The sequence below is a fragment of the Pseudomonas lalucatii genome (assembly GCF_018398425.1).
Taxonomy (GTDB): domain Bacteria; phylum Pseudomonadota; class Gammaproteobacteria; order Pseudomonadales; family Pseudomonadaceae; genus Aquipseudomonas; species Aquipseudomonas lalucatii.
Map to the genome: position 1 here is coordinate 1 of NZ_JADPMV010000002.1, position 23,272 is coordinate 23,272.

Consider the following 23,272-nt stretch of genomic DNA (forward strand, 5'->3'; position numbering starts at 1 on the left):
GCTCAGTCGTTCGTTGCCCCGGCCACCGGCTCGGCGATCCAACTGATGACGAAGCCCCTCCAGGCTGTAAGCCTGCTGGTAAATCGGGTTGTCGACAGGCATCAGGCCGCGGGCTTCGGCAAACAAGGTGATGATGCAGCGCATGATGATGCGCGAGCCTGCAACATACAGATCCTTGTAATCGTGAGCCTGTCCTTGCTGTTGAGCCTGCTCGATGGCGATATGGGAAGCGGTGATCAGCTCCTCTACACCCTGGCGAACGCGCTCACCCAGTACGCTGGAGAGCTCAGCCTGTCCCTTACGGGAGGCGCTGATGGCCAGCAGGAATTGGCTTTGGCCCTGCTCCGCCAGCAGTGTGCTGCGATTGAGCAAGGTACGCCAGACGATGGTCTGGGCAGATGGCTGACCTTCGTTGAACCAAAGATCGATATCCCATTCACACCAAGCGTCGTAAGCGGCACCGGCGTGCACCAGTCGCCATTGGCGACCATTGGTGACCAGAGCCAGCGCCTGCCCGGTACGGCGCAGCCATTCCACCACACGGCCCAACAACTGCCGTGACCGCCCTACCCCCAATCGGCTGGCGAACTGGCGCGAGCCACCATCGTCAGGCACGAACACGGCTAGCGTCTCGCCGTTAGGCCCAAGCCAAAGGCGACGCGGCTTAATCTGGGCGCCGGTAAAGCTCCTTATGGCCCAACGGCTGTCGACACCCTGGGCCTTTTGCCATTCATCTGCGGGCAGGCCTGAAAGATCCTGCAGTATGTAATCCAACAGGCTGCTCAGGCTTTCATTGCTGCCGTCAAAGGCTGTGAGTGCTCGACGCAGCTTCTCAGCCTGGTAATCGGACATCTCCGCCGCTGCACGAGGGAAAAATTCATCCAGCTTGGATGGTGCAATCAACAAGCCACCGTGCTTGAGCTGCGCCCAACCTTCTGCGTGCAGGCTCATGCCCCTACCTCCGGAAAACGAATTTCAATAGTGACCGGGAAAACCTGGGCTTCACCGCGTAGATCAAAGCGACGAGGTAGCACCTGCTCCAAAATGCGACGCTTCTCTTCGGTCAAGCGTTCCTGCAAATCACCGAACTGGGTCTGACGACGCTTGAGCTCATCCTCCAGATCACGCAGACGCTTTTCCGCCAGCGCATCGGCATCGTCAAACAGTTGGTGCTGGATGCTGGCAACGCGCTGCTCTTCAATCTCTCGCTTCAACTTCTCGATACTCTGTGCTTTTTGCAGCGCGGCGACTTCACGAATGCGTTGCTCGAACGCTTCCTTTTCATGCTCCTTCGCTTGCTCGTACGCTGTCTTGAGTTGAGTACGAAGGCTCTGAGTCAGCTCAGCTCGGTAATTGCTCAATAGAGCCCTGATATCATCTTCAACCTCGTCCCATAGCTCGCGTGCAGCAGCTACGTCGGCAACGCTTTGCTCCGCCAACAAACCGTGGTTTGGCCCCTGATAAGGCAAAGGCTCACCCAAGGTGTTGTTGCTCAATGGCAAAGCCAGGGTGCGGGTCCAATGGTGAAAGGTTTCACGCAAATTGTTGACCGCCATTTCTTCTACGGTGAACAACACCAACGCCTCGACGCCAGCCGGCACCTGGCCGCGCGTAACCAGCCACCGGCTAGGCGGCTGAAAGTCGGTTTGGCCTCCTGGAAAACGCAGACGCGCAAAGGCATTGAGCGACTGACGCAGCAACGGATGCCCCAGGTGCAACAGCACAGTATCTGGAGATGGACGGAAGACTGGGCGTCCATTGATGTTGTGGATAAAGAAGTGGTTGTCGAACACCAGCCAGGGCATAGCGCCGCTGATACCTCTCTGAGAAGGTAAGCGCAGGCTGTCATCAACCACTGCCTGCCAACGCATAGGTAGCGGTGTACGCAAGCGCATGCGCCCCTTGGCATCTGGGCCATCGAGCACTTCACGCGAAGCGCCTAGGCTCATGGCAACGCCGAGTGTGTCTTTGAGCGTTTCAGGGCTCAGGTCAAGATCGGCCAAGAGTTGCTGAAGGCGCTGCTTTTCGTCCTCACCTCTCTCCTGGGTGTGTACCTGAGCGTCTTCGGTGGCACTCCTACGACTGGTTATCTGATGATCGAGATCACCTAGCACATCACGATCTTCATTCATCTCCATCATTCGACGCTGGAACGCGGCATCGAACAATTCTCCTACCGAGCCCAGATCCTCACGGATGTCGTTGACCTTACTGAGTACACGGGCAACGAACTGCAGGTCGCTGTCATCTTCGCTGGTGAAGTGAAAGATGGTGACATCCCGAGATTGACCGTGACGATCGATACGGCCGTTACGCTGCTCAAGACGCGATGGGTTCCACGGGATCTCGTAATGCATCAACAAGCGAGCGGTGTGCTGCAGGTTAAGACCTTCAGAAGCAGCATCGGTCGCGACCAGAATGCGCACCGGCGCATCCGGGTCGTTGAAGGCGCGTTTTACCGCCTCGCGCTCTTCCTCATGCATGCCACCATAGAGCTGACAGATGCTACCGGGCTCAGCCCCATATTCTGCATTCAACCGGTTGACCAGGTAATCGAGTGTGGTCTTGTACTCGGTGAAAATGATCAGACGCTCATCGATCTTCCACTGCTCTGCATTACGCAGCTCCTTGCCGATCAGCTCACGCAAGCGATCAAAGCGAGCATCAGATTTAGGCTTGGCTTGAACAACGGGTTGCTTGTCGAGACCCAAAGACTTGAGCGCAGCATCAATTGCATCAATCTCAGGCTGCAGTACATCCACATAGGGGTGCATCCAGGCGCCAACAACCTGAGCGGCATGCCGGCTGCGGCTCTCACGCTCCTGGTCATCATCGATATCTTCTTCACTGGCGCGGCGGGCCGCCGCGACCTCAGCAGCCTGAAGCGCCTCTTTGGCGGCCAAGCCCTCCTTGAAACGCAACCAGCTGTCGGCAAAAGCCACTGGGCAGGATAAGAGGCGCTTGCGCAGAATTTCGATAGCGAAGTTGAGCACCATGCGTGCTTCTGGAGCGGTGCGGATGATGCCTTTCAATTGCGTGCAAAACTTGCGAACGGCAGCCGCCAGCTCCTGTTCCGGTTTGAACATATAAAGCGGCAGCGGCTCCAGATAACGCTTGGCAAAACGCGGTACTCGTCCTGCCTGACGATCCTGATCGTTGATCTCGCTTTTAAGTCGGCGGATCAACACATCGCCGATCATCTTGCGCTCTTTGTCGGTAAAGTCTGGCGTTTGAGTGAAACGGACCGGATCAAGCTGCTGCAGCAGGCCCGAGAAACAGCGGGTATGGCCATTGTGAGGCGTGGCAGTCAGGAACAGGCGGTGCTCAAAATACGGCGTGATTAGCCGCAGCATTTTGGCCAGATCGCTGTCCTCACCAAAATTGGACGGCATCAGGTTGTGGGCTTCATCGACAATCAACAAATCCCACGGCAGCTGTGCCCCACCCCGTTGCTTAATAGATTCGCAATTGGCGATGAACTGCTCCAGCACATCAGGCTGACGTAGATAGTGATACGAGGTGATGATTCGCGGTAGCGCCCGCCAGGGGTTGGCATCAAGCCCCATCTCTTTTTGCAGCTTGTGAGTGGCGGCTTTGTCGACGATATCGAAGCCCAAAGAGAACTTCTCTTCCATCTCCTGCTGCCACTGGGTGCGCAATGCCGCAGGAGTGATGATTAGCACCCGACGGATACGACGCTTCCGGATCAGCTCAGCCAGAATCAGACCGGCCTCGACGGTTTTACCCAAACCCACATCATCGGCCAGCAGTAGAGAGACGCGGGGCATGCGCATCGCTCGCGCCAGAGGTACGAGCTGGAAGTCATCGACGCTGACCGCCCCATATACCGGCGCAGTCGGCACTGGCTCGGACCGCTCATGAGGGTCACTTGCCGACAAGAACGGAGTGAGGGCGCTCCAGCGAGCGGCACGCTGCAAAGCCAGGAACTCGCCCTGCTGCATAGGTGCTTCGCGATCAATTTTGGGCAGCGCATTCGGCTCCAACACCACCGGATCGCGCTCGCGCTCCCACAGCAGGGACTCTTCCGCATCACCATCGGCATCACTGAACTCGATGGTAACCAAGTGCAGCAAAGCAGACGTCTTGCTATCACTGAAGGGCTCTACGGATGAGATCACACCGCGGCGGTTACGGACGGTGGCTAGCATGCCAACCCGAGGCAAGTGACTGACCGCTGTGTCTGAATTACTCATTGGTGATTCCGTTCAATTTTGAAGTCAGCAAAATGGCTATTAAAAAATTGGATTTCTTGGCTCTGAGCGAAAAATCATTAATAGCTATAAGAAGATACGGTGCGATGCTGAACCTTAACCGTCTAAAGCGAATCGAGCCAGAGCCTCGTTGTTGAGCATCAGTTTTGTTTTCAGTTGATCGGCGCGCACCCCTTCGATATGGGCGTTTTCGCCACATCACCGTGCCCCGTGCAGATCAAGCTGATGCGCATGCCACTCTGAAGTCCGGCGGCGTAGGTGGCATGGGCATCATCGAGCTCGAATTGCGGCTCCATAAACTGGTTTACCCCGCCACGCAGGGTGACATAAGGGTTACCGAACAGATCGGTATTGATCGACTCCACCACGCCAGTGACCTTGAAGCGCTTAGCTTTGAACTGGTGATCCGCTGCGACCGTGTTGCGGTCATACGCCTGAGCCAGTTGCTGAGCGCTCACTTCAAACATAGGCGCAACCGGGGCAACCACTCTTGCTGGCTGACTCTGGTTAGTCGAGGGCGTAGCAGCCTTGCCGGATGGACGCTCCCCCGAAGCCATCGCAACCAGCATCAGCGCCAGCCATGCAAAACCGACAATCCGGCTGGTAGTGCTATGCCCCTGGCGCAGCAGGAACCAAACAAAAATGATGGGAAAAAGAAAAATCCCGACGCCCAGCCAGAAACCGACATTACGGCTAATGGCTTGGGCGGGATGCATTTGAACGGCGGCAACCTGCTTGGCGATAGGCGCGCCACAATGTGGACAGGCAGCAGCCTGGTCGCTGGCCATGCGGTCGCACTCGCTGCAGTTGATCAATGCCATTTCACTACTCCTTGATTGCACTTCCTGAGCTCGCCTGGATAGGCCGGCTTGTTTGTCAGGATCAAGATATGTAGCGTGGCTTGACGCATCTAGAGTGTGCGTTCGTACAGGTAAAGTTTTCGAGCAAGTGAGGTCGGGATGAAACGCAAACAGGAAATCGAGTCAGTGCGCTGGGATCTGGCCCTGCGCTACCGCCTGATCGAGACCATCGCCTGGTGGGAGGGCCGTTTGACCACTGGCCATCTGATGCAGAGCTTCGGCATCAGCCGGCAGCAGGCGTCGAAAGACATCAACTCCTACATCACCGACTACGCGCCGAAGAACCTGGAATACGACAAGCATTTGAAGGGGTATGTGCCGAGCCGCCACTTCAAACCGCTGTTTATCGATGACAGCGCCAGCGCCTACCTGCATCTGCTTAATCAAAACTACGACCGGGCACCGCACATCGAAGGTCTGGCGCTGGCCTATGCGCACACCGAGGTACTGGACGTGCCGGATCGCTCAGTGCGTCCGGAGGTGCTGCGCCCGCTGCTCAAGGCCTGCCGCGAGGGGCTGCGACTGGAGTGCGAGTATGTGTCCTTCACCACGCCGGACGGCGAAACTCGCCTGATCGCACCACACACACTGATCTACACCGGCATGCGCTGGCATGTGCGAGCTTACTGCGAGAAGAACCGCGATTACCGCGACTTCGTGCTGAGCCGCTTTCGCGGTGAGCCCGACCTGATGGATGCCCCCTCGGAGCACACTCGCGCGCTCGACAAGGGCTGGAACACCCCGCTCACGGTGGTTATCGCGCCGGACTCGCGCCTCAAGCCGGAGCAGCGCGCGATCATCGAGGCCGACTACGGTATGCGTGATGGGCAGCTGGTGATCGAGACCCGTGGTGCCCTGGTGCAGTACGTGCTGCAGCGCTATCAGATCGACCCGACCAAGGTGCACACCAAAGCTACGGCGCAGCAGATCGTCGTCACCAACCTCGATGAACTGCAGCCCTGGCTGTATCACTGACCGACGGAGCCAGCATGGCGACTCAACCGCTGCTGTATACCCTGCACATTCAGCTGGAGCCGTTGAACTTCAATCCTCCGGTCTGGCGCCGCCTGCGCGTGAACGGCGACTGCACCCTGCGCAAGCTGCACCACTTCATTCAGGCGGCCTTTGGCTGGCACAGCAGCCACCTGCATGAGTTCAGCGACGGCATCCATCGCTACCTGCCGCTGGATGCCGAGCTGATGTACATGTACGAGGATGCGCTGGATGACCGTAAAAGCAAACTGCGCCGCGTACTCAAGGAGGCGGACCGGCTGCGCTATCTCTACGACTTCGGCGATAGCTGGCAGCACGTGATTGCCGTAGAGAGCATCGAGCCCAGTGATATCACCGGCACCTGGTGTGAAGTGCTAGATGGCGCCCGTGCCTGCCCGCCGGAAGATGTAGGTGGCGTGCCGGGTTACCTGGACTTCTTGGCTTCAGGCGGCAGCTTTGATCCCGAGCTGTTTGACCGACGCGCCGCCAACGCAGCGGTGCAGCGGATCTGCAATAACTTCTGGGGCTGAGGCCAGCGCTGCCAAGACCCGCTAGCGCTTAATCCGCAGTACCGCCATAGGCCAGCCTGGCCAACCCGATCAGTGCGGGCAGCACCAGCGCCAGCGGGAAAAGATCGCTAAGGGTGGGCAGCAAGATCATAGGAGGTCCTCCTGGTCGGTTACCCCCAACCTAGCGAGAACCGCCCGCCAGGGCGATCTGTCTACTTTCGACTGTAAACAATCCGTGCAGACCCCACACGTTGGCGACGAACGCACCTTGTCGAAATGACGGAGCACTCATTACTGTATATAAATACAGTTATCGGTCACCCCGTCATGAGCAACGCCCTTATCCTCGGCCCGCTGCAGCGCAGCGGCACCGCCCTCCCTCTCTTCGATGCACGCGTCCCAGCCGGCTTTCCCAGCCCTGCGCTTGATCACATGGAGCACAAGCTTTCGCTCGATGTACTGCTGGATCTGCAGGCCCCGCACACCTATGTGGTCGCCGTCAGCGGTGACAGCATGATCGGCGCCGGCATCTTCGATAACGACCACCTGATCGTCAGTCGCGCGCTGCAAGCCCGCCCCGGACATGTGGTGGTGGCATGCCTCAACGGCGATGTGTTTGTGAAGCGCCTGGCGCAGGATCAAGGGCAATTCGTATTGCGCTCGGAGAATCCCGCCTACTCGCCACGCTACATTCTGGACCAGGATGAGCTGATGATCTGGGGAGTCGTCACCCATAGCCTGCGCAATCACCTGAACTATGGCTGAGCCGGTCTACGCACTGATTGATTGCAACAGCTTCTATGCCAGCTGCGAGCGGGTCTTTCGCCCCGATCTGCAGCGCACACCCATCGTGGTGCTCAGCAATAACGATGGCTGCGTCATTGCCAGGTCTGCCGATGCCAAACCGTTCGTGAAGATGGGCGCGCTCTTTCACGAGATTCGTGGCGACCTCAAGCGCCACGACATCGTGGCCTTCAGCAGCAACTACGCACTGTATGGCGACATGAGCGAACGGGTGATGTCCATCCTGGAGGCCCGCTTCCCGAGCGTCGAGATCTACAGCATCGATGAAGCCTTCGCCAATATGACCGGCCTTCCCGAACCTCTGGAGTCGATAGGCCGTCAGGTACAAGCGGAGGTGAAACAGAAAACCGGTATTCCCGTAGGTATTGGCATCGCCACTACCAAGACACTCGCCAAGCTGGCCAATGCCGCCGCCAAGCGCTGGCAAAAACAGACAGGGGGCGTCGTAGATATTCGCGACTCTGTTCGGCGTGACAAGCTGCTCAAGGCTATGCCGGTTGAAGAGGTCTGGGGTATCGGCCCGCGCCTGCGCACGCACCTAGAAAGCATGCAGATCAAAACGGCCTGGGAGCTGGCGCAGATGGACGCCTGGACGCTGCGTAAGCGGTTCAACGTGGTGGTGGAGAAGACCGTGCGAGAACTGCGCGGAATAGCCTGCCTGGAGATTGAGAGCGAGATCGAACCCAAGCAGGAGATCTGCTCCAGCCGCTCGTTCGGCAAGCGACTGCGCGAGTTACAACCTATACAGGAGGCCGTCGCCGCCTATGCCATGCGTGCCGCCGAAAAACTGCGCAAGCAGGAATCACTTTGCCGGCAAGTGCGCGTCAGCCTGCGCACGGGGATGTTCAACCCCGCTGAAGTCAAATATGCCAACGGCATCCTCTGCCAATTGCCCTACCCTACCGATGACAGCCGGCTGATCATCCAGGCCGTTCAGACTGGGCTGAAGGAGGTGTACCGCGGGGGCTTCAGCTACGCCAAGGCGCAGGTGCTGCTATTGGATCTCTGCCGAAAGAATGAGTACACACCGGATCTGTTCGCCCCAGAGCAGCCCATCAGAACCGAGCGACTGATGAGCACCCTGGATGCGATCAACAGCCGCTGGGGGCGGGGCACATTGCAGCCAGGAAGAACGGCCAAGCCCGCGGAGTGGTCAATGCGCAGAGAGTTCCTGTCACCCGCCTATACCACACGGTGGACAGATCTACTTGTAGCTAAAGCTCTGTAAGCACGCATAAAGCCATCGCTTGCTTTGAAGGACAGGATACGGCCATAGGAAATCAGACAGTGGCCTGCTGAGCTGAAGCAACCAGCCATATATGAGCTGGTGAGCATTATCAAAATGGCTCCGCAGGAAACAAGGCGAATACAGTCCCCCGTACGGACAAGATCAGTGCAAGCTCCGCACAAACGGTCACCAAACGGTCACCACAAGTGGTCTTCAGGAGTTAGGTTGAAAAAACGCACCCATAAAAAAATCCAGTCACCGCTAAGTGACTGGATTTTTTAGGGTTTTTTGGTCGGGACGGAGTGATTCGAACACTCGACCCCTTGCACCCCATGCAAGTGCGCTACCAGGCTGCGCTACGCCCCGACTAGGCTTGTAACCGTTTTCTTTGATTAGAAAACGTCGCGAACTATACACTAAGCTTCTGAAATGTGGAAACTTTTTTCAGCGTTCGCTATTTCCTAAGGACCATCAATACGTCCTCCAGCTCAGTGATCATCTGCTTGATGAGCTGCTTGTACTGAGTGGAGTCGTCCTTGGCTTCATCCCCGGAAAGACGCTGCCGCGCCCCTCCGATGGTAAAGCCCTGGTCATACAACAACGCGCGAATCTGGCGAATCATCAGCACGTCCTGCCGCTGATAATATCGCCGATTGCCGCGGCGCTTGACTGGGTTGAGCTGCGGAAATTCCTGCTCCCAATAGCGCAGGACGTGCGGCTTGACCGCACATAGCTCGCTAACCTCGCCGATCGTGAAGTACCGCTTGCCGGGTATGGCAGGTAATTCGTCGTTATGACTTGGTTCCAGCATAAGCCTCAACCCTGGCTTTAAGTTTCTGGCCTGGACGGAAAGTCACCACACGGCGTGCCGTGATCGGAATCTCCTCCCCTGTTTTTGGATTACGACCGGGGCGCTGGCGCTTATCGCGCAGATCGAAGTTGCCGAACCCCGAGAGCTTGACCTGCTCGTTGAGCTCCAGCGCTTGGCGGATCTCTTCGAAGAACAGTTCGACCAACTCCTTGGCTTCCCGTTTATTCAGGCCTAGCTCTTCATAGAGACGTTCCGCCATTTCAGCTTTCGTCAGAGCCCCCATACGCTACTTCCTTAACGTGGCGTTGAACCTTTGTTCCAGGGAGGTGAGGATGTTCTCCGTTGTGCTACCCACCTCGTCATCATTAAGAGTGCGCGATGGATGCTGCCAGGTCAAGCCGACAGCCAGGCTTTTTCTATGCGGATCAATGCCTTTACCGTGATACACGTCAAATAGCCTGAGGTCGGTCAGCCATTCGCCCGCTGACTCTCGAATGCACTCGAGCAGTGCCGCTGCGGGCACCTCGCGATCGACCAGCAGAGCCAAGTCACGGCGCACCTCCGGAAAACGCGACAGCTCGCGAAACGACGGCAGTCGGCCATCGGTCAGCTCGCTCAACAACAACTCAAACAGGTACACGGGCTGGTCGAGACCCAGCGCCTTGGCCAGCTCTGGATGAATCGCCCCTAGGAAGCCAACCAGCCGCCCCTCGCGCTCGATGCGCGCGGTCTGCCCTGGATGCAGCGCCGGGTGCTCGCCAGGCACGAACGCGAAGACATCCGCCGCACCGGCACTGGCCAACAACGCCTCGACATCGGCCTTGACGTCATAGAAATCGACACCGTCACGGCCATGCGCCCAGCCTTCCGGCATTCGGCTGCCACTAACCACCCCAGCCAGCATGGCTTCCTGCTTCAAGCCTTCCAGCTGCCCCACAAAGCGCAGACCACTCTCGAACAGGCGCACACGCGACTGCTGACGATTGAGGTTGTGCTCCAGCGCCTTGACCAAACCAGGCCACAGCGAAGAACGCATCGCCGCCATGTCGGCGGAAATCGGATTGGCCAGCAGCAAGGGTTCGACGCCCGGGCTGAACAACTCGAACAGCTTGGGATCGATGAAACTGTAGGTGATGGCTTCCTGGTAGCCGCGGGCGACCAACAGTCGACGCAGGCCGGGCAGTTCGACTGCCGCCTCAGACTTCGGCTGCGGCGCCAGGCGCGCCTGCGGGTAGCGGACCGGCAGGCGATTGTAGCCATACAGGCGACCCAGCTCCTCGATCAGGTCGACCTCCAGGCTGACATCGAAACGATGGCTGGGTACCTCGATCCGCCACTGCCCTGCACCGTTAGCGCTGACGCCCAAACCCAGCGCCGTCAGCAGCCGCTCGATTTCTGCGTCATCCATCTTCAGGCCGAGCATCTGCTCGACTCGCTCGGCACGCAGGGTGACCGGCGCCACATTCGGCAATTGAGTCGGGGCCACCTGCTCGATGATCGGTCCCGCCTCACCACCGACGATTTCCAGCAACAAGGCAGTAGCCCGCTCCATGGCCTCCCGCGCCAGCTGCCAGTCCACCCCCCGCTCGAAGCGATGCGAAGAGTCGGTGTGCAGGCCATAGGAGCGGGCCTTGCCGGCAATGGCGATGGTGTCGAAAAAGGCGCTTTCGAGGAACAGGTCGCAGGTCTTCGCGCTCACCCCGCTGTGCTCACCACCCATTACGCCGGCGATGGCCAGGGCGCGCCGGTGGTCGGCGATGACCAGGGTGTCGGCACGCAGGCTGATTTCCTGGCCGTCGAGCAGCACCAGTTTCTCGCCCTCCTCGGCCATGCGCACGCGAATGCCGCCATTGATCTCCGCCAGGTCGAAGGCATGCATCGGCTGGCCGAGCTCGAGCATCACGTAGTTGGTGACGTCGACTGCGGCGTCGATACTGCGCACGTCGGCACGACGCAGGCGCTCGACCATCCACAGCGGCGTCGGCCGGGACAGGTCGACATTGCGCACCACCCGTCCGAGGTAGCGCGGACAGGCTTGCGCTGCGAGAACCTCGACCGGACGCACCTCATCATGGGCGGCGGGTACGGCGGCGATCGCCGGACGAGTGACGGGCGCGCCGTACAGGGCGCTGACCTCGCGGGCCAGACCGGCCAACGACAGGCAGTCGCCGCGGTTCGGGGTCAGGTCGACCTCGATACTGGCATCGTCCAACTGCAGATAGGCGCGGATATCCTGGCCCACCGGCGCATCGGCTGGCAGCTCGAGCAGACCGTCATTGTCTTCGCTGACCTGCAACTCGGACGCCGAGCAGAGCATGCCGTTGGACTCGACGCCGCGCAGCTTGGCCTTCTTGATCTTGAAGTCGCCCGGTAGTTCGGCGCCGATCATGGCGAAGGGGATCTTCAAGCCGGGACGCACGTTCGGTGCGCCACACACCACCTGGAAAGTCTCCGCACCGTTGCTGACCTGGCACACGCGCAGCTTGTCGGCATCCGGGTGCTGCTCGGTGGCCAGCACCTCGCCCACCACAATGCCACTGAATTCGCCGGCGGCCGGGGTGACGCTGTCGACCTCGAGACCGGCCATGGAAAGGCGCGCCACCAGTTCATCACGGGAAACCTGCGGGTTAACCCAGGTGCGCAGCCATTGTTCGCTGAATTTCATCCTGCTCTCCTAAAACAATTCGGTTACGGTCGTGCGGCTCTAGCGAAATTGCGCCAGGAATCGCAGGTCGTTATCGAAGAACAGGCGCAAGTCGTTGACGCCGTAACGCAGCATGGCGAGGCGCTCCACCCCCATACCAAAGGCGAAGCCCTGGTATTTCTCGGGGTCGATACCGGACATGCGCAACACGTTCGGGTGGACCATGCCGCAGCCCATCACCTCCAGCCAGCCGGTCTGCTTGCACACGCGGCAACCCTTGCCGCTGCACATCACGCACTGCATATCGACTTCCGCCGAAGGCTCGGTGAAAGGGAAGAAGGACGGGCGGAAGCGCACACCCAGCGGTTTCTCGAAGAACACCCGGAGGAACTCCTCGATGGTGCCTTTCAGGTCGGCGAAGCTGACGCCCTCGTCGACCAGCAGGCCTTCGACCTGGTGGAACATCGGCGAGTGGGTGATATCGGAGTCGCAGCGATACACCCGCCCTGGGCAGACGATGCGGATCGGCGGCTGCTGCGATTCCATGGTACGCACCTGAACCGGCGAAGTGTGGGTGCGCAGCAGCATATTCGCGTTGAAATAGAAGGTGTCATGCATCGCCCGCGCCGGATGGTGGCCGGGGATGTTGAGCGCCTCGAAGTTGTGGTAATCGTTTTCCACCTCGGGGCCTTCGGCGATGCCGTAGCCTATCCGAGTGAAGAACTGCTCGACCCGCTCCAGAGTCCGGGTCACCGGATGCAGGCCGCCTGAAGCCTGACCGCGCCCCGGCAGGGTCACGTCGATGCGTTCGGCCGCCAGCTTGGCGCTCAGCGCGGCCTGCTCGAGTGCCGCCTTACGAGTATTCAGTGCGTCCTGGACCCTGTCCTTGGCCGCATTGATCAAGGCCCCGGCTTGTGGGCGCTCTTCCGCGGACAGGCTGCCCAGGGTCTTCATCACCTGGGTCAGCTCGCCCTTCTTGCCCAGATAGTGAACCCGCAGCTGCTCCAGGGCGCTCACATCGTCGGTGTGGCTAACGGCCTCAAGCGCTTGCGAGACCAGCACATCCAGATTTTCCATTTACAGACTCCAGATACGAAATAGGGGAAGAGCTCGAAGGCTCTTCCCCTATTGGTGACGTTTAGCACCGGGCACGGCCCGGTGATTGTCGGGGACTTAAGCCAGTACGGCTTTCGCTTTCTCGACAATCGCAGCAAACGCCGCTTTTTCGTTCACTGCCAGATCAGCCAGAACCTTACGGTCGATCTCGATGGACGCTTTTTTCAGGCCAGCGATCAGACGGCTGTAGGACAGACCGTTGATACGCGCACCAGCGTTGATACGAGCGATCCACAGGGCACGGAACTGACGCTTGCGCTGACGGCGGTCGCGGTAGGCGTACTGGCCTGCCTTGATCACTGCCTGCTTGGCGACGCGGAATACGCGCGAACGCGCACCGTAGTAGCCTTTAGCGAGTTTCAGAATTTTTTTGTGACGCTTACGAGCAATAACGCCGCGCTTTACACGAGCCATGAGTAATTTCCTCTAAATCTTGACCGAATTAACGAACGCGCAGCATGCGCTCCACCTTTGCCACGTCAGACGGGTGCAGCAAGCTGCTACCACGCAGTTGACGCTTACGCTTGGTGGACATTTTGGTCAGGATGTGGCTCTTGAAAGCGTGCTTGTGCTTGAAGCCGGAAGCGGTTTTCAAAAAACGCTTCGCTGCACCGCTCTTGGTTTTCATCTTTGGCATGTTCGGATACTCCGCATTCAGTTGATAAACATAACCGCAAGGCCTGCCGTGCCCTGGAGGTTACTTCTTCTTTTTGGGGGCGATGACCATTATCAGTTGGCGTCCTTCCATCTTCGGATGCTGTTCGACCGAGCCGTATTCGGCGAGGTCGTTTTCGACCCGCTTCAACAACTCCATGCCCAGCTCCTGATGGGCCATCTCACGGCCACGGAATCGCAAGGATACCTTGGCCCTGTCCCCCTCACTCAGGAAACGTACCAGGTTGCGTAGTTTTACCTGGTAATCCCCTTCCTCCGTCCCTGGACGAAACTTGATTTCTTTGATCTGGACTTGCTTCTGATTCTTCTTCGCCGCGGCGACCTGCTTCTTCTTTTCGAACAGGTGCTTGCCGTAGTCCATGATCCGGCAGACCGGAGGCACGGCATCGGCGGAGATTTCCACCAGATCTAGCTTGGCTTCTTCAGCCGCGCTAAGCGCTTCTTCAATAGAGACGATGCCAACCTGCTCGCCATCCGCACCAATTAACCGAACCTCGCGTGCCGAGATATTCTCGTTGATCGGGGCTTTCGGTGCAGTTCGTTTATCTTGTCTCATTTCACGCTTAATAATGATTACTCCAAATCTTGGCGACCACGCCGGGAAACCGCCTGCGCAAGGAAATCGGCGAATTGGGCGACGGGCATGGAGCCCAGGTCAGCACCTTCGCGGGTACGCACGGCGACAGTTTGCGTCTCAACCTCCCGATCTCCAATAACCAAGAGATAGGGAACCTTGAGCAAAGTATGCTCGCGGATTTTAAAGCCGATTTTTTCGTTTCTCAAGTCAGACTTGGCACGAAAACCGCTTTGAGCCAGTGTTTTTTCGACTTCGAGGGCGAATTCGGCCTGCTTGTCGGTGATATTCATCACCACTGCCTGCGTCGGCGCCAGCCAAGCCGGGAACGCACCCTCGTAGTGCTCGATCAGAATACCGATGAAGCGCTCGAAGGAACCGAGGATGGCGCGGTGCAGCATCACCGGATGCTTACGGCTGTTGTCCTCGCTGACGAATTCCGCCCCCAGGCGGACCGGCAGGTTGAAATCGAGCTGCAGGGTACCACACTGCCAGACCCGGCCGAGACAGTCTTTCAGGGAGAACTCGATCTTCGGCCCGTAGAAGGCGCCCTCGCCCGGCTGCAAGTCATACGGCAGTCCGGCGCCATCCAGGGCGGCAGCCAGCGCCGCCTCGGCGCGATCCCAGAGTTCGTCGGAGCCCACGCGCTTCTCCGGACGGGTCGACAACTTGAGCTGGATATCCGAGAAACCGAAGTCGGCGTAGACCGCCTGGGTCAACCTGATGAAATCAGCCGACTCGGCCTGCATCTGCTCTTCGGTGCAGAAGATGTGCGCATCGTCCTGCGTGAAGCCACGCACCCGCATGATGCCGTGCAGAGCGCCGGACGGCTCGTTGCGGTGACAGGCACCGAACTCGGCCAGGCGCATCGGCAGCTCGCGATAGCTCTTCAAGCCCTGATTGAACACCTGCACGTGACAGGGGCAGTTCATCGGCTTGATCGCGTAGTCGCGGCTTTCCGACTCGGTGGTGAACATGTTCTCGGCGTAGTTGGCCCAGTGCCCGGACTTCTCCCACAGCGAGCGATCGACCACCTGGGGCGTCTTGATCTCCAGATAGCCGTGCTCACGCTGCACCTTGCGCATGTACTGCTCGAGCACCTGATACAGGGTCCAGCCATTGGGGTGCCAGAACACCATGCCCGGCGCCTCTTCCTGGGTATGGAACAGGTTCAGGCGCTTGCCGATCTTGCGGTGATCGCGCTTCTCGGCCTCCTCGATACGCTGGATGTAGGCCGCCAGCTGCTTCTTGTCGGCCCAGGCCGTGCCATAGACGCGCTGCAACTGCTCGTTCTTGGCATCGCCGCGCCAATAGGCGCCGGACAGCTTGGTCAGCTTGAACGACTTGAGGAAACGGGTGTTCGGCACGTGCGGGCCACGGCACATGTCGACGTATTCTTCGTGGTAGTACAGGCCCATGGCCTGCTCGTCCGGCATATCCTCGACCAGACGCAGCTTGTAGTCCTCGCCACGGGACTTGAAGACCTCGATGACCTCGGCGCGCGGAGTGACCTTCTTGATGACGTCGTAGTCCTTCTCGATCAGCTGCTGCATGCGCTGCTCGATGGCGGCCACGTCATCGGGGGTAAAGGGGCGCTCGTAGGCGATGTCGTAATAGAAGCCTTCCTCGATGACCGGACCGATCACCATCTTCGCCGTCGGAAACAGCTGCTTGACCGCATGACCGATCAAGTGCGCACAGGAGTGGCGAATGATCTCCAGCCCCTCTTCGTCCTTCGGGGTGATGATCTGCAGCGTCGCGTCGGCGCTGATCGGATCGCACGCATCGACCAGCTTGCCGTCGACCTTGCCGGCCACGGTGGCCTTGGCCAGACCCGCGCCAATGGATTGCGCCACCTCGGCCACGGTGACCGGGTGATCGAACGAACGCTGACTGCCGTCGGGAAGAGTAATGATGGGCATGGCGCCTCCTCTCCTAGTGGTGACCTCTACCAAAGGCCACGTGGGTTGGGATGAGCCAGTAAGCGATCCGGCGGTATGCCTGCCTTACAGTGACAGGAGCTTGCGAGCCAACCGAAACCGGACCAGAGTCACTGGAGGTCTGTGCAACGAACAAAGCGGGGATGCTTCCAGAAAGCCGATTAGCTGGCAAGCCGCCCAATAAAAAAGGGTCGCCTGGGCGACCCTTTTTTATCGAATTTGGTAGGCACAATTGGATTCGAACCAACGACCCCCACCATGTCAAGGTGGTGCTCTAACCAACTGAGCTATGTGCCTTCGATGGGTGCGCATTCTACGGAGCCGCGCGAAGGAGTCAACACATTTTTTCGCTAACTGACTGAATAGCTGAATTTTTTACCGCCGAGCGCGACGTTTAATATTTCGCACAGGGCACTAGCCGAGTATTTTCAACTCGGGTAGCATCGGACCATTCGTAAAAAATAAAGAACAGAGGTTGCAAAATGGCGCACACGGCATATCCACAATCCTATTACGCCGCATCGGCAAACCCCGTCCCAGCACGCCCCGAGCTGAACGGTGAGGTCGAAACCGACGTGTGCGTCGTCGGCGCCGGCTACACCGGCCTGTCCACCGCCCTGTTCCTGCTCGAGAGCGGCTTCAAGGTAAGCATCGTCGAGGCCGCCAAGGTCGGCTTCGGCGCTTCGGGGCGCAACGGTGGGCAGATCGTCAACAGCTACAGCCGCGACATCGATGTCATCGAACGCACGGTCGATCCCAAGCAGGCCCAGCTGCTGGGCCAGATGGCCTTCGAGGGCGGACGCATCATTCGCGAGCGGGTGGCCAAGTACGGCATTCAGTGCGACCTCAAGGACGGCGGCGTGTTCGCCGCCCTCACCGGCAAGCAGATGGACCACCTGGAGGCGCAGAAGAAGCTGTGGGAGCGCTACGGTCATACCCAACTGGAGCTGATGGATGCCAAGCGCATCCGCGAGGTGGTGGCTACCGACAACTATATAGGCGGCATGCTCGACATGAGCGGCGGGCATATCCACCCGCTCAACCTGGCTCTGGGCGAGGCGGCGGCGGTGGAGTCCCTCGGCGGGGTGATCTACGAGCAGTCCCCGGCCACGCGCATCGAGCGCGGCGAGAACCCGGTGGTTCACACCCCCAACGGGCGGATCAGGGCCAAGTTCGTGGTGGTCGCCGGCAACGCCTACCTGGGCAACCTGATTCCGGAGCTATCGGCCAAGTCGATGCCCTGCGGCACCCAGGTGATCACCACCGAACCGCTGTCGGACGAACTGGCCAAGAGCCTGCTGCCGCAGGACTACTGCGTGGAAGACTGCAACTATCTGCTCGACTACTACCGCCTGTCCGGCGACAAGCGCCTGATCTTCGGCGGCGGCGTGGTCTATGGTGCTCGCGCCCCCTCGAACATCGAGGCGATCATTCGGCCGAAGATGCTCAAGGCCTTCCCGCAGCTGAAGGATGTGAAGATCGACTACGCCTGGACCGGCAACTTCCTGCTGACCCTGTCGCGCCTGCCCCAGGTCGGCCGTCTCGGCAACAACATCTACTACTCCCAGGGCTGCAGCGGCCACGGCGTGACCTACACCCATGTTGCCGGCAAAGTCCTGGCCGAGGCGTTACGCGGCCAGGCCGAGCGCTTCGACGCCTTCGCCGAACTCCCCCACTACCCTTTCCCCGGCGGCCAGCTCTTGCGCGTCCCCTTCACCGCCATGGGCGCCTGGTACTACAGCCTGCGCGACCGGCTCGGCGTATAAGGATCACAGACAGTAAGACGGCGCCCACGGGCGCCGTTTTCGTATCGTCCTCACTCCGTCACTGGACATGCCGGCGGCGCCGCGCACTGCTCTGCCGCCCCGGATGCTGGCCTGGCCGCGGTCGCATAGCGCGCCTCGCCGGGTTCCAGACGCCGGGCACAGCTTTGCGCCTGTACCGCCGCCTGCCGACAGCCGCGTTCGCCCAACAGCTGGGAGAGATTGAACCAGCCCGCGGCGAAATCCGGCTGGCGGGTCAGGCTGGTGCGCAAGGCCTCTTCGGCCCTCGCCTTGTCGCCACTGGCGTAATAGCTGTTGGCCAGGGCGAACCAGCCCAGCGACTCTTCCGGCCACTGCTGGGTGGCGGCGCGATAGGCACGTTGCGCCGCCGCGCCATGACCAGTCTCCTCCAGGTCGCTGGCGGCCTTGAGCCAGGGGCGCAGTGCGGGCCGCGCCGGCAACTCGCCGGCCGGCAGGGTCAGCACCGCCCAGCGTCCGCCACGCGCCCAGGTGCTGTCGAAGCTGGCGAAAGCGGTCAGGCGGCGCCGCTCGGTACCCGAGCGCAGGATCAGCGTGCGCTCGCGCCGGTCATACCCCACCAAAACGGCGAAGTGCCAGCGCGGGTACCAGTCGAGTCCCAGGTTCTGCAGGACCAGTACCGGATGCCCCGCCGCGATCTCCGCCAGCAAAGCCTCCAGACGCGGCTCCAGCGGATACACAAGGAGGTCATGCGCCCGCGCGGCCGCCACCATCTCCACCTGCAGGCTGCCCTCGCGCTCCGGGATGAAGACCCGATCCTTGAGCAGCCCCGGGCTGGTCGTCACGCCACGCTGGTTGAGCATGGTCGCCAGAGCCGCCGGACCACACTGATAGGCGGTTTGCGCAAAGAACGGCACGCCGGCGAGCTCCACCCGCTCAGGTAGAAGCGAGGCCTCCGGCGACAACACCGGAGACCTCGCACACCCAACCAGCAGAAGAAGCAATAAGAAAGGAAGGAAACGCCAGCCACTCAACGATTTATGCATTTGACGAAACTGAAGATATTGGTCGCGCAGAGCATATCCGTGATGATGAAGATCACCAAGAACAGCACTATGACCCCAAGCACGCCACTGCCCGCCGGGGCTTCCTGCAGCTGTTGATTGAACTGCGCCAGCTCGGCGTTGGTCAGGCTGTTGATGCGTTCCTCGACCTGGGTACGCTCTACGCCCATGGCTTCGAGCTTCTTCTGTACGCCCTGGTCCTCCAGCATGCCCAGCAATTGCTGACGGTCGACCTGCTGCTGTTGCGTAGCCAGGACCTCGGCAGTACCGATCATGGCCGCGTTGACCAGCGGCACCTGGGCCACCATCAGCAGATGGAACACCGCCAGGACGGCGGCCAAACGACGAAACAGAGAATTCTTGCCCATAGCGATCATCTCCCAAGCCGGTCTTGCCCCGAACCAGTACGGTGCGCAGAGGCTATCAATGAGCATAGACAATCCACCGAGGGCTGCTATCACTGCTCGCCGCGCCCCTGAGCGGGCAGCTAGCTAGCACGCCAATGGTCCCAGCAGCCCCTCCAGCACCAGAAGCAGTTTGAGCAGGAAAAAGCTGGAGCAGGCAGATTCGACCAGTTCCTCCCCGGGCCCGGTTCGATAGCACATGCCGCCGAATATCCCGGGCGTCGCACCCGCCGAGCTGAAATAGCGGCTGCGCAGCAACGCCGCGGTCAAGCTTTCTGCCTGCTCGCGCCAGGGCCCGGCGCCCCCGAGTAGAGACGACAGCCCCAGCATGGCAAGCGCGGCGATTGCCGCTGCCGCAGGGTCCTCGCCGGCCTCCGGGCGCTCCAGGCGATTCGCCGGCAGAGGGTCGGGGCGCGATTCGAGCCAGTAGTCGCACGCCCGGCGCGCGAGGTCCAAGTAGGGTTCGCCGTAAAGACCAGCCGCCTGCACCAGCCCCAGCATCGCCCAGGCCTGGCCTCGGGACCAGTGCCCGGCCGGCTCATGCCGGACGATGCGCCCCTGCACGTGCTGGCTGCTGCCGCAGTAGGCGCCCTGCCAGGTTCCGCAGGCGGCAAGGCTGGCCTGCAGGTGCTGACCGGCTAGCTCGCGGATATCGCACCGCGGGCTCAGCGCCAGCAGGCGCAAGGTGGGCGCCAGGGTATCGATGGCGATCCGCCGGTCACCATCCGTCCCGCCGCCCATGGCCGTGCCCAGCGGTATCCAGCCCACCTCACGATCGAACGCCCGCGCCACGGCAGCCGCCGCCCGCTGAAGCAGCAAGTGCGCCTGTTCATCGCCGAACCACAGTGCCCCCGGTGCGGCGCCGTACCAGAAGATCATGCTGCGGTTCAGGCTCGGGCTGTCCAGCTTGGTCGCCAACCGCGGGCCGAGTTCCGCCGCCTTGGCGCGGTCGGCGGCGGCGCCGGTAACACGAGCCCGCAACCACCAGAGCCCGGCCCAGAATCCCCCCAGCCAGGAACCGCCGGCGGATACCACCCAGCGATCCGACAGCCCCGGGGAGTACAGCGGGAAACCGCCCCGACAGCTGCGTTCGACCCGCTCCAGACGCTGCAGCAACGCATCGATGGCCCTGCGACGCTCCGCCGGACTCGAGGCGTCTGCCGGTTGTTGTTGAAGCAACTCGTTCATTCTGCCCTCGCCGGACTGGTAGACAGGGCGCCGGAGCCTTCGACGCTCGCCCTGGCGCGCCTTACGCCGACCAGGACCAGCGCCAGCAGGCAACCGACGACCAGCACCAGGATCAACCCGCTCCAGGCCCCGGTGAATCCGTAGCTCGTGGCCGACAAGGCTCCGACGCTCGGCGGCCCGACCGCGAAGCCGCCGAAGAACCCCACCGACAGCAGGCCCGCCGAGGTGGCCGGGGAGCCGAAGACCCTGTCGCGCAGGAGCATGCTCATGGCGATGGCATTGGTCGCGACCGCCGTCAGGCCGACGCCAATGGTGCCCACCCAGAGCACCCAGAGGCGCTCGGGAGCGGCCTGCATGGTCACGCCGATGGCACCTGCCGCCAGGGCCAGCAACACCAACAGCAGCCAGGACTCGTCACGCATCCGTCCGCCGAGCGGCGTCAGCAGCACCCGTGCGAGGATGCCGCTGACGCCGAACACCGCCACCAGTCCGCCGGTCAGCACCGCAGACAGGCCCTGCTGCTGGGCGAACACGCCGAGAAAGGTGATATAGGCCGAGAGGGCGATGCCTGCGCACAGCTGGATCGCCATCAGCAACGCCAACTCCCGGCTCGGCCGCGTCAAACCGAAACGCGCGGGTGGCGGCGCCGCCGCCCTGGGTGCGACCCGCGGCGCGGCCAACGCCAGCAGCAGCCCCAGCGGGACCAGCAACAACAGCGCCGCACGCCAACCGAACGCCTGGGCGACAGCCGGCAAGACCAGGCCGGCGAACAAGGCGGCGACCTGTACGCCCGCCTGCTTCAGGCCCACCACCGCAGCCTTCTGCGGTGCCGCCACCCGCTCGGCAATCAGCAAGTTAGTCGCCGGGTTGGACAGCGCCTGGGCGACGCCGCAAAGGGCCATGGCCAGCACCACCCCGACGAAGCCGGGCAGCACGCCGATCAACCCATAGGCCAGAGTCGCGGTCAGCGCCATCAGCACCAGCGAGCGGCGCGAGCCCAGCAGGTTGACCAGCGCCCCTGCCCACAGCGACAGCAACGCGGCGAAGCCGAACGCGCTCATGGTCAGGTAGCCCAGCCAGCCCGGCGCGATGCCCAGGTCGGCGACGAGGAACGGCCCGAGGGTGCCGATGGCATAGAAGATCAGCATCGGCAGCGCCATGGCGCCGGTCAGTACGCTACGCAGGCACAGCGCCTCCAGCGCGCCGGCGACAGCCTGGGGTGGTGCCTCGCGCGTCACGAGGCTTCCCCCTGCTTCGCCCCGGAGTGGGCAGTGTCGGCCCGCGTCGCGGCCAGCGTCGGCCAGTCGAAATCCAGGGTGCCGGCGCTGCGGTAGACGTCCAGCAGACGACGGCCGACCGCGCTGATCAAGGCGTCGTCGGTGCCGTCGAGGATGTGCGTGGCGCGCGCCGTCCGGTAGATGCCGGAGAGCGGCGACAGCTCGCTGAGCCCCTCGGCGCCGTAGATCTGGATCGCCGAGTCCGCCACCAGGCTGAGGGCCCGGGAGGCGGCGACCTTCGCCACATTGCCTTCTATGGCGTTGTCCACCCCGGCGTCGAACTTGCGCGCGGCGTCCTGCAGCAGACCGCGGGCGCCGGCGATGGCCTGGTATGCCTCGAAGATCCGCAGGCGCACCAGCTGCTTGTCAGCCAGCCGTGCCTGCTCGCCGCGCGCCGACACGACCCGCGCGCAGAGCTGGTCGAAGCAGCGCTGCGCCAGCCCCAGCCAGTGCGCCGCACGCAGGATGCGGCCCAGCCCGAGGCGCTCCTGCATCAGCGCCAGGCCGCCGCCGGCCTGCCCCAGGACGTTGTGCCGCGGCACCCGGACACCATCTAAGACGATCTCGCACTGGCCCTGGAAGCGGCCGAGGATGTCCAGCTCACGGGCGATGGCGAAGCCATGGGCCGCGGTGGGCACCAGGATCATCGACAACGCCCCTTCCAGAGGGCCCTCGTCGGTACGCGCCACCACGGTGACGAAACTGGCCCGGTCGGCACGACAGATGAACCACTTGCGGCCTTCCAGTCGCCACTGTTCATCCACCAGGCGGGCGCGGGTGGTCAGGGTCGCCGGAATCGAACCGATGCTCTGGGGCTCGGACATCCCGTAGGCGGACACCGCATCCCCGCGCAGAAGCGGCGCGAGGAAGGTGGCGCGTACGTCCGGCCCGGCATGTCGCGCCAGCATGTGGGCATCCAGGGTGGCATCCGCGCCGAAGACGGCCGGGCCGTATTCCGAGCGTCCCTCCTGCTCGGCCACCGCCAGGTAGGCCTCCAGGCTGGCCAGACGGCCCGGGTAGAAGGCCCCCCACAGCCCTTCTTGCCGGGCCAGGGCGGCCAGTTCGGCGTGGCAGGCCTGGGCGCTCGCGCGGGGGCCGGCCAGTTCACCCTCGCGGGGCAGGATGTGCGTCTCGACGAACGCCCTGACCCGACGCGCCAGGTCACGCGCGTCCGGCTCCAGGTGGCTCGGCTGTGACTGATTCATGGGCAC

Annotated in this window: 21 protein-coding genes and 2 tRNA genes; 5 read left to right on the forward strand and 18 right to left on the reverse strand. The window is 61.5% G+C overall.

What is annotated here, in order from left to right; translation table 11 throughout:
• The 3 genes from I0D00_RS13245 to I0D00_RS13255 all read right to left on the reverse strand — a co-directional run.
• On the reverse strand, window positions 1-951 hold a 951-nt coding region (locus I0D00_RS13245), incomplete at its 3' end, for a hypothetical protein (RefSeq protein WP_213640311.1).
• Window positions 948-4,214 carry a DISARM system SNF2-like helicase DrmD gene (gene drmD / locus I0D00_RS13250; RefSeq protein WP_246533282.1) on the reverse strand — a complete coding sequence of 1,089 codons (3,267 nt, stop codon included), beginning with the start codon at window positions 4,212-4,214 and terminating at the stop codon, window positions 948-950. The genes I0D00_RS13245 and drmD, both read right to left, overlap by 4 nt.
• Before the next feature lie 170 nt (window positions 4,215-4,384).
• Complete coding sequence (locus I0D00_RS13255) at window positions 4,385-5,053, reverse strand: OB-fold protein (RefSeq protein WP_213640312.1); 669 nt, start codon at window positions 5,051-5,053, stop codon at window positions 4,385-4,387.
• Window positions 5,054-5,191: 138 nt separating this feature from the next.
• Between I0D00_RS13255 and I0D00_RS13260 the strand changes: the two genes are divergently transcribed.
• The 4 genes from I0D00_RS13260 to umuC all read left to right on the forward strand — a co-directional run bounded on the left by I0D00_RS13260 (window position 5,192) and on the right by umuC (window position 8,626).
• Complete coding sequence (locus I0D00_RS13260) at window positions 5,192-6,067, forward strand: WYL domain-containing protein (RefSeq protein WP_213640313.1); 876 nt, start codon at window positions 5,192-5,194, stop codon at window positions 6,065-6,067.
• A 14-nt stretch (window positions 6,068-6,081) separates the two neighbouring features.
• The gene (locus I0D00_RS13265) at window positions 6,082-6,615 is read left to right on the forward strand and encodes a plasmid pRiA4b ORF-3 family protein (RefSeq protein WP_213640314.1); all 534 of its coding nucleotides are present in this window, start codon (window positions 6,082-6,084) and stop codon (window positions 6,613-6,615) included.
• 306 nt (window positions 6,616-6,921) lie between these two features.
• Window positions 6,922-7,359 (forward strand): LexA family protein, encoded by a 438-nt coding sequence (locus tag I0D00_RS13270; protein ID WP_213640315.1) that lies wholly within the window; start codon window positions 6,922-6,924, stop codon window positions 7,357-7,359.
• Complete coding sequence (gene umuC / locus I0D00_RS13275; protein WP_213640316.1) at window positions 7,352-8,626, forward strand: translesion error-prone DNA polymerase V subunit UmuC; 1,275 nt, start codon at window positions 7,352-7,354, stop codon at window positions 8,624-8,626. Before I0D00_RS13270 ends, umuC begins: the two co-directional genes overlap by 8 nt.
• A gap of 289 nt (window positions 8,627-8,915) precedes the next feature.
• Here umuC and I0D00_RS13280 read toward each other — a convergent pair.
• The 10 genes from I0D00_RS13280 to I0D00_RS13325 form a co-directional block, all read right to left on the reverse strand.
• Window positions 8,916-8,992: transfer RNA gene (locus I0D00_RS13280), tRNA-Pro, on the reverse strand.
• Window positions 8,993-9,080: 88 nt separating this feature from the next.
• The gene (locus tag I0D00_RS13285; RefSeq protein ID WP_213640317.1) at window positions 9,081-9,437 is read right to left on the reverse strand and encodes a MerR family transcriptional regulator; all 357 of its coding nucleotides are present in this window, start codon (window positions 9,435-9,437) and stop codon (window positions 9,081-9,083) included.
• Window positions 9,418-9,720, reverse strand: coding sequence for an integration host factor subunit alpha (ihfA, locus tag I0D00_RS13290; RefSeq protein WP_003243414.1), 303 nt, complete (start codon window positions 9,718-9,720; stop codon window positions 9,418-9,420). Before ihfA ends, I0D00_RS13285 begins: the two co-directional genes overlap by 20 nt.
• A gap of 3 nt (window positions 9,721-9,723) precedes the next feature.
• Window positions 9,724-12,102, reverse strand: coding sequence for a phenylalanine--tRNA ligase subunit beta (pheT, locus tag I0D00_RS13295; RefSeq protein WP_213640318.1), 2,379 nt, complete (start codon window positions 12,100-12,102; stop codon window positions 9,724-9,726).
• 39 nt (window positions 12,103-12,141) lie between these two features.
• Window positions 12,142-13,158, reverse strand: coding sequence for a phenylalanine--tRNA ligase subunit alpha (pheS, locus tag I0D00_RS13300; RefSeq protein WP_213640319.1), 1,017 nt, complete (start codon window positions 13,156-13,158; stop codon window positions 12,142-12,144).
• Between the two features lie 96 nt (window positions 13,159-13,254).
• Window positions 13,255-13,611: a 50S ribosomal protein L20 gene (gene rplT, locus I0D00_RS13305; RefSeq protein WP_213640320.1), complete on the reverse strand. Its 357-nt coding sequence runs from the start codon at window positions 13,609-13,611 to the stop codon at window positions 13,255-13,257.
• Window positions 13,612-13,639: 28 nt separating this feature from the next.
• Window positions 13,640-13,834 (reverse strand): 50S ribosomal protein L35, encoded by a 195-nt coding sequence (rpmI, locus tag I0D00_RS13310; protein ID WP_009394045.1) that lies wholly within the window; start codon window positions 13,832-13,834, stop codon window positions 13,640-13,642.
• Window positions 13,835-13,894: 60 nt separating this feature from the next.
• Complete coding sequence (gene infC / locus I0D00_RS13315; protein WP_213641782.1) at window positions 13,895-14,446, reverse strand: translation initiation factor IF-3; 552 nt, start codon at window positions 14,444-14,446, stop codon at window positions 13,895-13,897.
• Window positions 14,446-16,368 (reverse strand): threonine--tRNA ligase, encoded by a 1,923-nt coding sequence (gene thrS / locus I0D00_RS13320; RefSeq protein WP_213640321.1) that lies wholly within the window; start codon window positions 16,366-16,368, stop codon window positions 14,446-14,448. The genes infC and thrS overlap by 1 nt, the downstream gene beginning before the upstream one ends.
• Window positions 16,369-16,606: 238 nt before the next feature.
• A tRNA-Val gene (locus I0D00_RS13325) sits at window positions 16,607-16,683 on the reverse strand.
• 185 nt (window positions 16,684-16,868) lie between these two features.
• Between I0D00_RS13325 and I0D00_RS13330 the strand changes: the two genes are divergently transcribed.
• Entirely contained in the window at window positions 16,869-18,152 is a 1,284-nt protein-coding gene (locus tag I0D00_RS13330) for an NAD(P)/FAD-dependent oxidoreductase (RefSeq protein WP_213640322.1), read from the forward strand.
• 50 nt (window positions 18,153-18,202) lie between these two features.
• Here the strand turns inward: I0D00_RS13330 and I0D00_RS13335 are convergent, their stop codons facing one another.
• From I0D00_RS13335 to I0D00_RS13355, 5 genes are all read right to left on the reverse strand, one after another.
• Entirely contained in the window at window positions 18,203-19,174 is a 972-nt protein-coding gene (locus I0D00_RS13335; protein WP_213640323.1) for a PA2778 family cysteine peptidase, read from the reverse strand.
• The gene (locus tag I0D00_RS13340; RefSeq protein ID WP_213640324.1) at window positions 19,159-19,560 is read right to left on the reverse strand and encodes a PA2779 family protein; all 402 of its coding nucleotides are present in this window, start codon (window positions 19,558-19,560) and stop codon (window positions 19,159-19,161) included. The genes I0D00_RS13335 and I0D00_RS13340 overlap by 16 nt, the downstream gene beginning before the upstream one ends.
• Window positions 19,561-19,683: 123 nt before the next feature.
• Window positions 19,684-20,784 (reverse strand): glucuronyl hydrolase, encoded by a 1,101-nt coding sequence (locus tag I0D00_RS13345; protein ID WP_213640325.1) that lies wholly within the window; start codon window positions 20,782-20,784, stop codon window positions 19,684-19,686.
• Entirely contained in the window at window positions 20,781-21,944 is a 1,164-nt protein-coding gene (locus I0D00_RS13350; protein ID WP_213641783.1) for an MFS transporter, read from the reverse strand. The genes I0D00_RS13345 and I0D00_RS13350 overlap by 4 nt, the downstream gene beginning before the upstream one ends.
• A 74-nt stretch (window positions 21,945-22,018) precedes the next feature.
• Complete coding sequence (locus I0D00_RS13355; protein WP_213640326.1) at window positions 22,019-23,266, reverse strand: acyl-CoA dehydrogenase family protein; 1,248 nt, start codon at window positions 23,264-23,266, stop codon at window positions 22,019-22,021.
• Window positions 23,267-23,272 lie beyond the last annotated feature (6 nt).